The following is a 15,790-nucleotide window of genomic DNA, read 5'->3' as shown; positions in this document are numbered from 1 at the left end:
AACAGGAAACAGGAAAGCCTGCTTCGAACCCGTTCGGAGCAGGCTTTTGCCGGGCTGAACCGGCATGGAATTTTCGGATCAGGGGATTGCCGCTGGTGCTGCGAGTTATTTAGGCAAGACCAACTCCGGTTCACTCTGGTACCAAAAAAAAGCGTAGTCGGTCATCGCGGAGGAGCTTCCGAGCTGGCGCATCATGGCAGCAATATTTCCACGATGATAGGTGCCGTGGTTCACGACATGAAGTATGATCTCGGAGAGGCGGGTGTCCCGGATCCCGGCATAAGGATTATCCAATCGGATGATCCGTTCCAGGTCAGGATTTTGGCCCAGAAAGGCCGCGAATCGCTCGGATAGTTCGATAAACCGGAGGTTTAGGTCCTCTAGTGAAATGGACTCAAGCTCTTCCCGAAGCTGGAAGGCCTCTGTTAAAGCCTGCTTCATATCCATCCCCGACAAAATGTTGATCCATCCAAGATCCGCCGTGTAAATGTGAATCAACGCCTCGGATACGGTTGGGAAAATGCTCGTTATTTTCTGATTGTACAATTCCCCCGGCAGCTCCAGCAGACGGTTGAATATCGCTTGGTTGGCCCATACATGATACTCATACATTTTTACAGGATAATTCATTGTGATCGTCCCCTTTGGCTTCTTCGTTTTTGCTTTCTTGGGAACATTGTAAATAAAAAAGTATGACAGCGGACTGTCATACTTTTGCGTATACCTGCAGCATTTTTTCTAATTTGGATTGCATGAGCGTCCTTAAGCCAGCCGGCTCAATGATCTCGATATCCTCGCCAAAGCTCAGCAGGGTTGACCAGAACCACCAGGAATCCGGATCTTGGACCTTGAACGTGAGACGGAGCGAGCCGTCTTCATAAAATTCCCGCTGCACATCATAGAATTGATCCATCGCTTTCGCCAAGGCCCGGGGGGATACGTGAAGGATGACTTCCATCGCATCGGATGAAGGCTCCCAGGGATGCTGCTCCCCTCGGTCGTGCTGATTTTGCTCTTGAAGATGAGGACCGTGCGTGTGCTCCTCCGAATGCTGGTGCAAAAAGGGCTCGGCGGAGGGGGACAGCTCCGATATCCTCGAAATTCGGAATTCGCGGTAATCGGCCCTTGTTCTGCAGAATCCGTACAAATACCAGGAGCCGAATTTATACATGAGTCGCAGGGGCTCGACTTTACGGTGAATGCGTTCATTCTTGGCGCTTATGTATTGAAAGGAGATCACATGCTTGTCGGTAATGGCGCGGCGAAGAAGTCGGAGGCTTTCGTTGTAAGAGCGCCAGCTCCCGATATCCATGGACAATCCCTGCGATGCCGAATTGGCGGAACGATCGATGGTCTGCAGACGCTGAATGGTATCCATGGCCCGTTCATCCTCAAACACCGTGGACATGCTGTGCAGGATGGTGATCAAGGCACTGACATCGTAGGAGCCAAGCAAGCTTTTGTCCATCTTGTATTGCTCCATAATGCCATAACCGCCGTTCACTCCCTGATACGATACAACGGGAATGCCGGCTGCGCAGATTGCATCAATGTCGCGGTATATGGTTCGCTGGGACACATTATATTTCTCTGCCAGGGCAGACGCGGACAGGATCTCGTTGTTCAGCAGCATGTAAATCATGGATATGAGCCGCTCTAGTTTCATATCGCTTCAACCCCTCTTATCTTAATTGGATCTATTCTCCAATGATTCCGTATTATATCATAGGTTTTATGAAGAAGGAGAGGAAATCCCAGACTGCCTTTTGTTCCATTCCCATCCATTTTGCCGTACAATATAAGGGAATTCTATAATACAAGGAGTGTGAGCCTTATGGCCCGTACCAAAACGCAAAAAGCGCTCCGCAAAGCGGAACGTGCCGGAACATGGTCAGCCGTCTCAATGAGAAAGACCAACGAAGATTACAGTGCGCTGTCACAGCATGTGAGAGTAAAGCCGACGAAACAGGAACAATTGAATAAGATCAAACACAGAAAGCGGATCGGAGACGATGGCGCTTTTTTTGTTGGTTTCGGAGGATGTGATATAGTACGCTAGAGAGGTTAGTTCGGAATGGAGGTTTATAATGGCGAAGCAAAAATATTATGTAGTCTGGGTAGGTAAAGTGCCCGGAATTTATACAAGCTGGGGCGAATGCCAACAGCAGGTCAATCAGTTTACAGGTGCGAAGTTCAAGGCGTTCGAATCCCGAAGCGAAGCGGAACAGGCATATGCGGCCGGTTATAAAAATTACTGGGGGCAGCAGTCTGGAGGCAAATCGGGCAGTTCAGGCTCCAAAAACTACAAGCGAAGCAGTGCATCTGCTGACGAAGAACCGGGTGAGATCGATTATGACAGCATTTCCGTAGATGTGGGGACGCGAGGAAACCCGGGACCCGTCGAGTACAAAGGCGTGGATACGCAGACGGGAGATATTCTGTTCTCGTGCGGACCGATATCGAAGGGAACGAACAATCTCGGCGAGTTTCTGGCCATCGTTCACGCGCTGGCTTATTTGAAGAAAATCGGCAGCACCAAAACGGTGTACAGCGATTCCATGAATGCAATCAAATGGCTGAAGCAGAAGAAGGTGGCGACCACGCTTCCGCGCGACGCGTCAACCCAAGAGATCTGGGATCTGGTGGACCGGGCCGAGCACTGGCTTCGAACCAATACATATGAGAACAAGGTTCTGAAATGGCAAACGAAGAGCTGGGGCGAGATCAAGGCCGATTACGGGCGCAAGTAACGAGGGCAGCAGAAGGAAGCCGTTCGAAGCTATATAAAAGGTTGTTTTAGATATCGACGTCTTTATGAGCGGACGGGCACCTTACTATTAAAAAGCGAAGACAGGGAGGAGGCTTCCCTGTTCTCGCTTTTTTTATATGCCATGATTCCGGGTTCATGCGGAAAAATCCAAATCAACGCATGTGGATAATTAACACAGAAGACTTACCTCACACCGGAAGAACTGTGCATAACATCTTGAATAAGTTCGTTATACACAGAGTTATGAACATTATCCCCGTTCGTTCCGCACAAACTGAATTTCCGATCTTTTAATACAAGGAAGTTATCCAGCGTTTGTGAACAAATGTGGAGAAGTGCAAGGATAACTCCCTATTAACTTGGAGGGGTGGCGGGTTATCCCCAACGCCGAAGGTCAACCGTTAAACGCTTGCTTGGTTCTATCCACGACGATACGACGACTATAATGCAGGGAGGCAGAAAACGGGTAAGCCAAGCTTATTCCTTCTCGCGGACCTGCTTATAGTATTGATTCGGGGACATGCCGACGTATTTTTTGAAGATCTTGCTGAAATAGAACGGATCCTCCAGGCCGGTCAGATACCCGATCTCACCGAAGCTAAGGTGCGTGGCCTCGATTAATTCCTTCGCATGATTGATTCTTACCTGATTCACATATCGCATGATCGTATGACCGGTAAGCTTGGCGAATACCCGATTGATGTAATCATAATTGCATTCGAAGCGCTGTTCGATATCCGAGCTGATGATTTTCTCAGCGTAATGTTCATGGATGTAGTCGAGCAGCGCATGCACCTTCATATAGGACTTGGTATGTGGGCTGTTCTTCTCCATCTCATCGAACAGGCTCTCCCGGGACAGCTCGATCAGCATTTCCATGAATTTGATCGCGGTCAAACTGCGGTTAAAGTGCTTCCGCCTATATAGCTGCAGCATTTCGCCGAGGGCATGGTACATATGATGAAGGCTTTTTTTCTGGGTTAGCGTGCAGGTCTTGGGGAAATATAGCTGCCTGCTGTCGTTCTTGCCTGCCGTCTCGTTCTCGCCCATGATCCACTGCTTGGCCAGCAAGGGTAAGGGACGCTCGGGCGCTTGACGAATATCGGGGTGTTCAAAGTGAATATAGTAGTAGTCGCAGGGATGCTTCTGGGTTCCCTCGTGGTCCAGATGCGGTTCCAGGACCAGTAAGTCGCCTTTTTTCAGCACATGGGAAACGCCGTTCTCCCGCATATGAAGCTCGCCGCTCTTCACGAAATACAGAATATACTCGTGTGTGTTCCGCTTGAAATGAATCCAGGGGTTCTTGTAGGAGACAAATCCCATCAGTTTGATTCTTGGCACATAGTCAGCGTTCATCGATAGCACGAATTCCACCCTCTCCCCAAAAAAACGCGAAGTCGTTTTTGTACAAAAAGAGTAACTTTCACACATTCCCGTTCATTGTAACACAGCCTATACTTGGGATGAATGTATAAGAGGTCGCTGGATTTCAATATTAAAGGAGGCCACTACCCTTGGCTAATATCAATGTAACGGTATGGAATGAATACCGGCACGAGAGACATAATGAACAGATCGCTAAGATTTACCCTGAAGGCATCCACCGTACGATTGCCGATTTTTTGGGAAAAGATGCTCAGTTCGTCGTACGCACCGCCGTATTGGATGATCCGGAACACGGCTTGACGGATGAGGTGCTCGCTTCAACGGATGTTCTGATCTGGTGGGGGCATGTGGCTCACGGTGAAGTACGGGATGATATCGTGGAAAAAGTGCGCCAGCGCGTATTGGACGGCATGGGAATCATCGTCCTGCATTCCGGTCACGGCTCGAAGATTTTCCAGCGCCTCCTCGGCACTAACACAGGCGCGTTGAAATGGCGCGATGACGGCGAGAAGGAACGGTTGTGGGTCATCGATCCGAGCCATCCGATCGTAAGCGGACTTGGAGAATATATCGAGGTTCCGCAGGAGGAAATGTACGGTGAGCGCTTTGAAATCCCGGCACCGGATGAACTGGTGTTTATCTCCTGGTTCGAAGGCGGCGAGGTGTTCCGCAGCGGCTGCTGCTACAAGCGCGGACGCGGCAAGCTGTTCTATTTCAGACCGGGTCATGAAGCATTCCCTACTTACCATCAACCTGAAATTCAACAGGTAATTGCCAATGCCGTGGCCTGGGCGGCGCCGATCCAGGGCGCGAAGACCTCCTATGGCCGGGTATCTCCGCTCGAATACGTTCAGCCGGTATAGGCTGATCCTTTGCAAGCGTCCATATCAACGGTGTATCCCTGAGACATCTGGAATACAACCGTTGAGCGGGCGCTTGTTTGTTCATAACGACGTCCGCTATCGAAATCATCAGCATAACGATGTATAATGGACCCAATTCGATTACGACATAATAAAAGTGGGTTGGATCATGGATCAGGATAAACAGCGCCTTAGCATTGAGGCGGCAAGATTGTATTATATGTCGGATTACAGCCAGCAGGATATCGCGACAAGGCTCGGCGTTTCACGTCCCACGGTCTCCAGGCTTCTTCAGCATGCCAAGGAGCAGGGCTACGTGCAGATCAGCATCGTGGACCCTCTCGAGGACCTGGACGCTTTGGGCGAAGGAGTGAAGAAGAAGTACGGCCTGGAACAGGTGTTGGTGAGTTATTCCCCTATCAATGAATACCGTGAAATCCAGAAGCATATCAGCAAAAGGGCAGCCGATTACCTGCATGAAACGGTCCAGGATGCCGACATCATCGGCGTGACCTGGGGAACGACCATGCATGCCGTGGCGCTTCAGCTGCAGCAGAAGCCCGTTCGGGGCGTCGAGGTCGTGCAGTTGAAGGGCGGCGTCAGTCATTCGCATGTGAACACGTATGCCGCAGAGATCGTCAATCTGTTTGCCGAGGCGTACCACACGATGGCGAGATATTTGCCGCTGCCCGTCATCTTTGACACCACCGAGCTGAAAGAGATGGTGGAGAGGGACCGGCATATCCAGCGGATTATCCAATTAGGCAAACAAGCGAACATCGCCATGTTCACGGTGGGTACCGTTCATGAGGATGCGCTTCTGTTCAGACTTGGCTATCTTAGCAAGGAGGAACAGAAGCTGCTGCAGCGGATCGGCGCCGGCGATATTTGCTCCCGGTTTTTTGATGCGGAGGGCACGGTGTGCAGCGAGGATATCAACAACCGTACGGTGGGCATCGATTTGGAAGATTTGCGCCACAAGGAGAAATCCATTCTCGTGGCAGGCGGGCAGCGTAAGGTAGATGCCATTCGAGCCGCGCTGATCGGCAAATATGCAAACATCCTGGTGACGGACCAGTTTACGGCGCAAGCCTTGTTATCATAAAAAGTTTGACATATTGTCAAAGTTTACAGCACCTCGTTCAGGGAGATTCGAACCGGTTACGGCTTCAAACTTACCTGGACGGGGTGTTTTTTGTGCGCAGAAATTGAATGACCCTTGCTTAATAGGAGGCCGATTCTTTGTTTCTGTTTACCCTGATCGGGTATAGAGCATAGTAAACGGAGGGAATTGTTAGATTATTCCTGAATGATGGATTGTCGTTTTAGTTAACAATGATAAATATCATTGCCATAAATCGGAATGAACATATTTTCAATATGTATTTTACATATGTTCAAGGCTGTGATATGATGGTCCCGTCTAAAGGATTAAGCGTTATGATAGCGCTTTTACAAGTTACTAAAAAAACAGATTAAGGAGTGTTTTAACCAGATGAATATAGCAGGAATGATCGACCACACGCTCTTGAAGGCGGATGCAACCCAAGCCGAGATTGCGAAAATTACGGATGAGGCCAAAAAGTACGGATTTGCTTCGGTTTGCGTGAACCCGACTTGGGTATCCTACTGTGCTGAGCAGCTAGCGGACACCAACGTCAAAGTATGCACGGTCATCGGTTTCCCTCTGGGAGCTACGACATCCGCAGTAAAAGCTTTTGAAGCGAAGGATGCCATCGCTAACGGGGCAACGGAGGTTGATATGGTCATTAACATCGGTGCGCTCAAAGATCGTAACGATGAGCTTGTGCTGAACGATATTCAGGCTGTAGTGGATGCAGCAAAGGGCAAAGCCCTGGTCAAGGTTATTATTGAGACAAGCCTTCTCACAGAAGAAGAGAAGGTACGTGCGTGCCAGCTGTCCGTGAAAGCGGGAGCGGATTTTGTGAAGACGTCAACAGGGTTCTCCACGGGCGGAGCCACACCGGAAGACATAGCCTTGATGCGCAAAACCGTTGGCGAGAACACCGGCGTGAAGGCTTCCGGCGGCGTCCGCAGCAAGGAAGATATGGACCGCATGATCGAAGCAGGCGCAACGCGTATCGGTGCCAGCTCCGGCGTGAAAATTATGGAGGGCGGCCAATCCAGCTCTTCCTACTAAATGATGTTGCAAATATCCGGTTTTCGATGATTCGGTAGACGTGTCATATCAAAAAAAACACCTATGGGGGAACAACGACGATGAAATTTATAATCGCCATACTAGGTTTGCTGGTCGTATTCGGTCTTGCGTTCCTTATCAGCAATGATAAGCGCCGCATCCGTTACCGTCCGCTGGCTGTCATGATTGTGCTGCAGCTGATCCTTGGATTTTTTCTGCTGAACACGAATTTCGGCGAGTATCTTGTTAAAGGGATAGCGAATACGTTTAAAGCGCTGCTTGACTATGCCGGAGCCGGGATCGAGTTTGTGTTTGGCGGCATTGCCAATGAAGGTGCGGGTCCGTTCTTCTTGAATGTCCTGCTGCCAATCGTGTTTATTTCCGCATTGATTGGTATACTTCAATATATTAAGGTACTGCCGTTTATCGTAAGATATATCGGTCTCGTCTTGAGTAAAGTCAACGGCATGGGCAAGCTGGAGTCTTACAATGCGGTAGCTTCGGCGATTCTGGGGCAATCCGAGGTGTTTATTTCGGTAAAAAAACAGATTGCCCTCATTCCGAAGCATCGGATGTATACATTGTGTGCTTCCGCCATGTCCACCGTATCGATGTCGATCGTCGGCGCGTATATGACGATGATTGAGCCGCGTTACGTGGTGACCGCGCTTGTGCTTAACCTGTTTGGCGGATTTATCATCGCTTCCATCGTCAACCCTTACAAGGTCGAGAAGGATGAGGATATCCTGGAGGTGCAGGAGGAGGAGAAGCAATCCTTCTTCGAGATGCTGGGCGAATACATCATGGATGGCTTCAAGGTAGCGATTACCGTTGCTGCGATGCTCCTCGGTTTCGTTGCGTTGATTGCGATGATCAACGGCATCTTTGATATGATTTTCGGGATTACCTTCCAAGAGCTGTTAGGATTCATTTTTGCCCCGTTTGCTTTTGTCATGGGCGTACCTTGGAAAGAGGCAGTGGATGCAGGCAGCATCATGGCTACGAAGCTGGTATCGAACGAGTTCGTCGCGATGCTCGACCTGGCCAACTTCACGGATATGTCCGAACGCACTGTGGGAATCGTATCGGTATTCCTGGTATCCTTTGCCAACTTCTCCTCGATCGGCATCATTGCCGGCGCAGTCAAAGGCCTGAACGAGAAGCAGGGGAACGTGGTTGCCCGTTTCGGCCTCAAACTGCTGTACGGCGCAACGCTGGTGAGCGTGCTGTCGGCAACGATTGCGGGACTGTTCCTGTAAGCAAGTCATGGAAGGATAACAACAAGCGAGCCTTATGGATAGTTTTGATGTAAAAACTCATATATGAGGGGGATCACTTGGATATGGAACGTTTTGATCGAATTCATTTAATTGTATTGGACTCTGTAGGTATCGGCGAAGCACCGGATGCGGCTGATTTTGACGATATCGGATCCGACACCCTGGGTCATATTGCCCGCGAGTGCGGCGGGCTGAACATGCCGAATATGGCAGCGCTCGGGCTGTCCAATATCCGGGAGATCGAAGGAGTTCCGGCCGCGGATAAACCTCGGGCGTACTATACGAAGATGCAGGAAGCTTCGAATGGCAAAGACACCATGACGGGGCACTGGGAGATCATGGGCTTGTATATTGATACGCCATTCCGCGTATTCCCGGACGGGTTCCCGGACGAGCTGATCCAGCGGATCGAAGAGAAGACCGGACGGAAGGTCATCGGCAACAAGCCGGCCAGCGGAACGGAGATTATCGAAGAGCTTGGCGAAGAGCATGTAAAAACGGGAGCGCTGATCATTTATACCTCGGCGGATTCCGTGCTTCAAATCGCTGCGCATGAGGATATCGTTCCACTGAAAGAGCTGTATGAAATCTGCGAGTTCTGCCGCGAAATCACGCTGGAAGATCCTTATATGCTCGGCCGGATCATCGCCCGTCCGTTCATTGGCGAGGTGGGAAGCTTCAAGCGTACGGCGAATCGGCATGATTATGCCTTGAAGCCTTTCGGACGTACCACGATGAATGAGATGAAAGATGCTGGTCTTGACGTCATCGCCCTCGGTAAAATCTCCGACATTTATGATGGCGAAGGCATTACGAAGGCGGTCAGAACCGTATCGAACATGGACGGCATGGATAAAATGGTGCAAACCCTGGGTGAATCCTTCAAGGGTCTGAGCTTCCTGAACCTCGTGGATTTCGATGCCGTGTACGGACATCGGCGCGATCCGAAAGGATATGGCCAAGCGTTGGAGGATTACGATCGGCGCCTCCCTGAGGTGTTCGAGAAAATGACGGAGAATGATCTTCTGATCATCACGGCCGACCACGGCAATGATCCTACCTACAAGGGCACGGACCATACGCGTGAATACGTGCCGCTGCTTGTATATTCCCCTCGCTTTACGGAAGGCAAGGAACTGCCGCTTCGCACAACCTTTGCCGACATCGGCGCCACGGTTGCCGACAACTTCGGCGTGAAGCTGCCGGAGAACGGAACCAGCTTTTTGAATGATTTGAAATAATCGAACAAGTGGAGGAATGGGACATGAGTACACATATTGGAGCGAAACCGGGAGATATCGCCGAGTCGATTCTGCTGCCAGGCGACCCGCTGCGGGCTAAATTTATTGCCGAGACGTATCTGGAGGATGTGACCTGCTACAACGAAGTGCGGGGCATGCTCGGATTTACGGGAACCTACAAAGGAAAACGCATCTCCGTGCAGGGTTCGGGCATGGGCGTGCCTTCCATCGGGATTTATGTCAATGAACTCATTCGGGATTATGGCGTAAAAAATTTGTTCCGTGTCGGAACCTGCGGCGCGATGCAGGAGCATGTTCGTGTGCGCGACGTCATTCTGGCCCAGGCGGCTTGCTCGGATTCCGGCATGAACCGTCACCACTTTAACGGTTATGATTTCTCCCCGATCGCCAGCTTCCCGCTGCTGCTGGGTGCGTATGAGCGCGGCAAGGAGAAAGGCCTGAAGATGCATGTCGGCAATGTGTTCACGTCCGATGTGTTCTACCGCGAGGACAAATCCGTGGTGGAGAAGCTGATGCAGCATGGGGTTCTCGGCGTGGAAATGGAGACAACGGCGCTCTACACGATTGCCGCACGTTTCGGCGTAAACGCCCTGACGATCCTGACCGTAAGCGATCATTTGCTCACAGGGGAAGAGACTTCTTCCGAGGAGCGGCAAACGACGTTTAACGAGATGATGGAAGTGGCCCTGGATACGGCGATTTCGTTGTAATCAAACAGTCCCGACGAAGAAAGCGGATTGGTTTTGGAGAAGCGAACCGGTCGCCTTTGCCCACGGATTCCAACAATATTAACAATCTAAGGAATCTGGGGGCAACAGCGATAGGATCTGCATTTGTAGTGATGCCCAAGGAATACAATCATCGCAAACAGTGAGGAGAATGTACGATGAGAATGGTTGATTTAATTGCGAAGAAACGCGACGGCAAGGAACTGACAACAGAAGAGATCAATTTCTTTATCGACGGATATACCAAGGGAGACATTCCCGACTACCAGGTGAGCGCCATGAACATGGCGATATACTTCCAGGACATGTCCGACCGGGAGCGGGCGGACTTGACGATGGCGATGGTAAACTCCGGCGAAACGATTGATCTGTCCGCAATTGAGGGAATCAAGGTCGATAAGCATTCCACCGGGGGCGTAGGCGACACGACGACGCTTGTACTGGCTCCACTCGTAGCGGCTCTGGATATTCCGGTAGCGAAGATGTCCGGACGCGGCCTCGGCCATACCGGAGGAACGATCGACAAGCTGGAATCCATCGAGGGCTTCCATGTGGAGATCAGCAAAGACGAATTTGTGAACCTTGTGAATCAACATAAAATCGCCGTCATCGGCCAAACCGGAAACCTCACCCCAGCGGACAAAAAATTGTACGCGCTCCGGGATGTGACGGCCACCGTCAACTCCATTCCGCTGATTGCCAGCTCCATCATGAGCAAGAAGATCGCCGCCGGCTCGGATGCGATTGTGCTGGATGTTAAAACCGGCGCAGGCGCGTTCATGAAAACGGTGGAGGATGCCAAGGAATTGGCACACGCCATGGTCAGCATCGGCAACAACGTAGGCCGCAAAACGATGGCGGTCATCTCCGATATGAGCCAGCCGCTTGGCGCTGCGATTGGCAACTCGCTGGAGGTGCAGGAAGCGATCGATGCACTTCGCGGCGAGGGACCGAAGGATCTGGAGGAGCTGTGCCTGGCTCTGGGCCGGCAGATGGTTTACCTTGCGCAGAAGGCAGATTCGCTTGAAGATGCCGAAGAGATGTTAAGAGAGGTTATCCGCAACGGCAAGGCACTGGAGAAGTTCAAGGAATTCATTCAGAACCAGGGCGGGGACCCGTCCGTGGTGGATCATCCGGACCGTTTGCCGAAGGCGCAATATCTGATTGAGCTTCCTGCCCAGCAGGACGGCGTTGTCGCAGAGCTGGTAGCGGATGAGATCGGTACCGCAGCGATGCTGCTTGGAGCCGGCCGCGCGACGAAGGAATCCGAGATTGATCTGGCTGTAGGCCTGATGCTGAACAAGAAGGTCGGCGATGCCGTGAAGAAGGGTGATTCCCTTGTAACCATTCATGCTAATCGCGAGAACGTGGATGACGTGAAGCAGAAGCTGTATGAAAGCATTCGGATTGCAGATCATGCGGATGCGCCTGTATTGATTTATGACATCGTGACGGAGTAAGGGAAGCCTAATCCGTAGCGAGTCATATTCGAAACACGGAGGAGCATCGGGATGAGCACTGCTGCTCCGTACGAATAGCTCATCTCATCACCATATCCGTGCTCATATTCCAAGCTATGCCAATACAACCTGCCTTCCCGCGTTTTATGAACGGGAGCAGGTTTTTTTGGCGGCCCGTCATAAAACGGGTGGGGGCCCTCATAAGATGGTAGTGGGGAAAACGTAAGGCATTTAACGGGAGAGGGAGATGTGTAGCCCGGGCAAGAGCCATCCTGCTTGAAGGAGGCTTTTGGCCATGACCATCGATCAGTTGATTGCTTTGCTGGCACTTATCGTTATGATCATTGGACTTGCGGTGAAGAAGGAGTCTTAACCTGTGAGTCCGGGAGGGCTGCTGCTAAGTAGAAATTCTACTGATGCAGCAGTCTTTTTCTTTTGATAGGTTGATAGAGTTCGCTATAAGTCATATACTTAGAATGCAATGTTCTCCATTATTCATCATTTATTGGGAGGAAACCATGCTCTATTTTGCAGCGTTTGTCATATCCATGGTGCTGGTATTGGTGCTGATTCCGCCATTTCGTAAACTTGCGATCAAGCTTGATTTTGTGGACAAGCCAAGACCGGACAGCGAGCGGAAAATACACCGCGAGCCGATACCGCTGACAGCGGGGGTCGCCATATTTATCGGATTTTTCATCACTTATTTTGCGCTTACCGGCGCCATTTCAAGGGAAGCGGTAGGCATTTTTATCGGTAGTGCTCTTATTCTTGGCATTGGACTTGTGGATGATTGGTATAAGTCCCAGGGCAAGGAGCTGGCCTCGCTGCCGAAGCTCATTGTACAGGTCAGCGCAGCCGTTGTTGTATACAGCTATGGCATCGCGTTTGAAGGATTCAACAATCCGTTTACGGGTCAGTATATTAACCTGCCGGAATGGCTGCAGCTCATCTTAACGATTTTGTGGATTTTTGGCGTAACGACCGTTATTAATTTCTCGGATGGCATCGACGGTCTTGCTGGAGGGCTCTCCGCCATATCCGGAGGCACGCTGTTTGTTGTGGCGATTACGCTGGGCAGAGGCGAATCCGCGCTGCTTGCCGTCATTCTTGTAGGTGCTGCGCTGGGATATTTACGATATAATAAGCCGCCGGCCCGAGTGTTTATGGGGGATGCCGGTGCAACCTTCCTGGGGTTCATACTCGGGATCATTGCCCTGGATGGTGCGTTTAAAGGTGCAACCCTGGCGTCCTTATTCGTTCCGATCTTCGCACTGGGCGTACCGATTTTCGATAATATCATTGTGGTCATCCGCAGAATGCTTCAGTCCAAGCCGATCTATCAGGCCGATGCATCGCAGGCGCATTATCGTTTGCTGGCAACGGGGCTCAATCAGAAGCAGACATTGGTATTTCTGTGCTTGCTGAATCTCTGTTTCGGTCTGGCTGCCATCATACTTGCCATGAATGGCGCCGCCTGAGGCGTATAAGTCTGACATAAGCTTTTTCCGGTGCGTTATTGAAGTCTCGTCTCCAAATGGATGTTGGTGGCGGGGCTTTTTTTTAGAGATAGGAAAGTATAAACTTCAGAGGCTTACCCTCCTTATATCGCAAGAAAAACTTCCGCTAAATGCGGTCTGTCTTCTGAGAAAGTACGTCGATAGTCGTTTTTCTTTAGATATCAGAAAGTATAAACTTCGAAGCATGGACCTTCCTGATATCGCAAGAAAAACTTCCGCTAAATGCGGTCTGTCTTCTGAGAAAGTACGTCGATAGTCGTTTTTCTTATTACAATGGTAGAAGGATACGAACAGGAGGTTGTGCATGAATGATATGACAGGCAAAATCGTCATGATAACAGGGGCGAACTCCGGCATGGGTTTGGCTACGACAGTGGAGCTGGCAAAAAGCGGAGCGCATGTGATCATGGCTTGCCGTAGTCAATCGAGGGGCGAAGCGGCTCTTCGCGAAGCTCAGCAGGAGAGCGGCAGCTCGAACATCGAGCTGATGACGCTGGATTTGGGGTCCTTTGATAGCATCAGAGCGTTTGCTTCCGACTTTAAGGCCAAATATGACAGACTCGATGTGTTGGTGAACAACGCGGGTGTGGTCACCATCAAGCGGGAATTGACGCAGGACGGATATGAGGCCATGATGGGGGTTAATCATCTGGGGCATTTTTTGTTGACGAACGAACTGCTGGAGCCTCTTCAGCATGCCCGGCAAGGGAGGATCGTGAACGTATCCTCAGGCGCGCATAAAGTGGGCGGCATCCATTTTGATGACCCTAATCTCGGTAAGGGATTCAATGTGGCCAAAGGGTACGCGCAGTCCAAATTGGCGAATATTTTATTCACGAAGGAGCTGGCGCGCCGGCTGCAGCCGACAAGGGTCACGGTCAATACGCTCCACCCCGGTGCCGTCAGCACCAGCATTGGCGTTAACAGGGACACAGGCTTTGGCAATGCGGTTCACAAGCTGCTTCGCCCGTTCTTCTTAACGCCGCTTGAAGGAGCTCGGACAGCGATATACTTGGCTTCAAGTCCTGAAGTGGAGCATGTGACGGGGGAATACTACGTCAAATGCAAACCGGCCAAAATCACCGAGAAGGCAAGGGATCCGAAGCTCGCCGCTCGTCTGTGGGAGTGGAGTGAACAACAGGTAGGATGGAAGTCGGTCCAGGGTCGATGAATTTACGCGTTCCAAAGACCCAGCTTCACGAGTGAGGTTATAACTGAAATGATCCGATAAGGGCATGAATGGACAATAAAGAACAACGAGACCAATCAGCCCATCACATGGTGACGACTACAAGTATAATGGCGAACGAATAAACGGGATATCTCCAGATCAACATGATCTGAGGATATCCCGTTTCATTTTACGTTAGATGTTCATCATAGGCCATAGAAGCTCACACTTGAAATTACTTCGTCGTTTTCATATCGATCGCGCTGCGCACAAATCCGCTGGTGCCGTCAAGCAGTTTGGACGCTTCCGCGGCACTGACATTAGCCAGCAGCATCACGATAGCGGTTTTGACGTGGGCGCCGGCTTCATGGTACGCCTTCTCCACAGCATCCTCTGATGCTCCGGTTGCCAGGGTAATGATACGTTTGGCTCGGTGCACAAGCTTGTTATTGGACGGGTTGAGGTCGACCATCAGGTTTTTGTACACTTTGCCGATTCGAATCATGGCGGTCGTTGTCAGCATGTTCAGAATCAGCTTTTGCGAAGTACCGGCCTTCATGCGCGTGGAGCCCATAATTACTTCGGGTCCGACAACAGCCTCAATTACAAATTCCGCATACTGATGCATCGGCGATTCGTAGTTATTACAGAGTCCGATGACAACGGCTCCACGCTCCTTGGCACGTCTCATCGCCCCAAGAACGTAGGGCGTGCGGCCGCTTGCAGCGATGCCGATGACCACATCCTTTTCGTTGATACCGTTTTCATTGATATCCTGCTCACCTAACTCTTCGCTATCCTCGGCACCTTCGATAGCTTCCTTCACGGCTCTGAAACCACCTGCGATCAATCCCTGCACCATGGAAGGGTCTGTTCCGTAGGTAGGCGGACACTCGGAGGCGTCCAGAATCCCGATTCGGCCGCTGGTTCCGGCACCTATATAGAACAATCTGCCGCCCTTCTGGAAAGCTTCCACAACGAGATCTGCAGCTCTGGCTATAAGAGGAATAAGCTCGCGGATCGCATCCGTGATCAGGCTATCCTCGTTATTGATGAGGATCATAATTTGTTCTGAGCTCAATTGATCAATGTTCTGCGTATTTTCATGAGGCTGTTCGGTTGTCAATTGACTTAGAATATTCGTCATGAGACAGGTCTCCTTTTTTGCCTTGGAATATGGACGGGCACT

General features: G+C 50.8%; 15 protein-coding genes. 11 read left to right on the top strand and 4 right to left on the bottom strand.

The annotated features are described in order from the left end of the window. Positions 1-105: 105 nt before the first annotated feature. Both AC0VZ8_RS29780 and AC0VZ8_RS29775 read right to left on the bottom strand, forming a co-directional pair. Positions 106-630 (bottom strand): DinB family protein, encoded by a 525-nt coding sequence (locus AC0VZ8_RS29780; protein WP_260068195.1) that lies wholly within the window; start codon positions 628-630, stop codon positions 106-108. Between the two features lie 76 nt (positions 631-706). Beyond that, entirely contained in the window at positions 707-1,666 is a 960-nt protein-coding gene (locus tag AC0VZ8_RS29775) for a helix-turn-helix transcriptional regulator (RefSeq protein ID WP_071219711.1), read from the bottom strand. A 168-nt stretch (positions 1,667-1,834) separates the two neighbouring features. On the opposite strand from AC0VZ8_RS29775, the gene AC0VZ8_RS29770 reads away from it, so the two are divergent. Together AC0VZ8_RS29770 and rnhA are read left to right on the top strand one after the other, a co-directional pair. Continuing rightward, positions 1,835-2,059 (top strand): hypothetical protein, encoded by a 225-nt coding sequence (locus AC0VZ8_RS29770; RefSeq protein WP_054404324.1) that lies wholly within the window; start codon positions 1,835-1,837, stop codon positions 2,057-2,059. Positions 2,060-2,087: 28 nt separating this feature from the next. Beyond that, positions 2,088-2,750 (top strand): ribonuclease H, encoded by a 663-nt coding sequence (gene rnhA / locus AC0VZ8_RS29765; protein WP_475485277.1) that lies wholly within the window; start codon positions 2,088-2,090, stop codon positions 2,748-2,750. A 497-nt stretch (positions 2,751-3,247) separates the two neighbouring features. On the opposite strand, the gene AC0VZ8_RS29760 is transcribed toward rnhA, so the two are convergent. Continuing rightward, a complete protein-coding gene (locus AC0VZ8_RS29760) occupies positions 3,248-4,126 on the bottom strand; it encodes an AraC family transcriptional regulator (RefSeq protein ID WP_083397575.1) in 879 nt (292 codons plus the stop codon). Between the two features lie 158 nt (positions 4,127-4,284). Here AC0VZ8_RS29760 and AC0VZ8_RS29755 point away from each other — a divergent pair, with 158 nt between their 5' ends. From AC0VZ8_RS29755 to AC0VZ8_RS29715, 9 genes are all read left to right on the top strand, one after another. Then, on the top strand, positions 4,285-5,019 hold the full coding sequence (locus AC0VZ8_RS29755) for a ThuA domain-containing protein (RefSeq protein ID WP_475485276.1): 735 nt from the start codon (positions 4,285-4,287) through the stop codon (positions 5,017-5,019). A gap of 169 nt (positions 5,020-5,188) precedes the next feature. After that, positions 5,189-6,124, top strand: coding sequence for a sugar-binding transcriptional regulator (locus AC0VZ8_RS29750; RefSeq protein ID WP_260068199.1), 936 nt, complete (start codon positions 5,189-5,191; stop codon positions 6,122-6,124). 390 nt (positions 6,125-6,514) lie between these two features. Next, a complete protein-coding gene (gene deoC / locus AC0VZ8_RS29745; RefSeq protein ID WP_475485275.1) occupies positions 6,515-7,180 on the top strand; it encodes a deoxyribose-phosphate aldolase in 666 nt (221 codons plus the stop codon). Positions 7,181-7,260: 80 nt separating this feature from the next. Next, positions 7,261-8,439 (top strand): NupC/NupG family nucleoside CNT transporter, encoded by a 1,179-nt coding sequence (locus tag AC0VZ8_RS29740; protein WP_071219706.1) that lies wholly within the window; start codon positions 7,261-7,263, stop codon positions 8,437-8,439. Between the two features lie 83 nt (positions 8,440-8,522). Next, the gene (gene deoB, locus AC0VZ8_RS29735; protein WP_260068201.1) at positions 8,523-9,701 is read left to right on the top strand and encodes a phosphopentomutase; all 1,179 of its coding nucleotides are present in this window, start codon (positions 8,523-8,525) and stop codon (positions 9,699-9,701) included. A gap of 23 nt (positions 9,702-9,724) precedes the next feature. Continuing rightward, entirely contained in the window at positions 9,725-10,432 is a 708-nt protein-coding gene (gene deoD, locus AC0VZ8_RS29730; RefSeq protein WP_076325327.1) for a purine-nucleoside phosphorylase, read from the top strand. Positions 10,433-10,608: 176 nt separating this feature from the next. After that, positions 10,609-11,910 (top strand): pyrimidine-nucleoside phosphorylase, encoded by a 1,302-nt coding sequence (locus tag AC0VZ8_RS29725; protein WP_071219703.1) that lies wholly within the window; start codon positions 10,609-10,611, stop codon positions 11,908-11,910. A gap of 518 nt (positions 11,911-12,428) precedes the next feature. After that, on the top strand, positions 12,429-13,391 hold the full coding sequence (locus tag AC0VZ8_RS29720) for an MraY family glycosyltransferase (protein WP_071219702.1): 963 nt from the start codon (positions 12,429-12,431) through the stop codon (positions 13,389-13,391). Positions 13,392-13,734: 343 nt separating this feature from the next. Continuing rightward, positions 13,735-14,601 carry an SDR family oxidoreductase gene (locus AC0VZ8_RS29715; RefSeq protein WP_475485274.1) on the top strand — a complete coding sequence of 289 codons (867 nt, stop codon included), beginning with the start codon at positions 13,735-13,737 and terminating at the stop codon, positions 14,599-14,601. A gap of 235 nt (positions 14,602-14,836) precedes the next feature. Here the strand turns inward: AC0VZ8_RS29715 and murQ are convergent, their stop codons facing one another. Then, a complete protein-coding gene (gene murQ, locus AC0VZ8_RS29710) occupies positions 14,837-15,748 on the bottom strand; it encodes an N-acetylmuramic acid 6-phosphate etherase (protein WP_071219701.1) in 912 nt (303 codons plus the stop codon). Positions 15,749-15,790 lie beyond the last annotated feature (42 nt).

Source organism: Paenibacillus sp. QJM3NY_38, assembly GCF_056173265.1.
The sequence above is the reverse complement of the archived record's forward strand: the minus strand, read 5'-3'. Positions and strand labels throughout refer to the sequence as shown.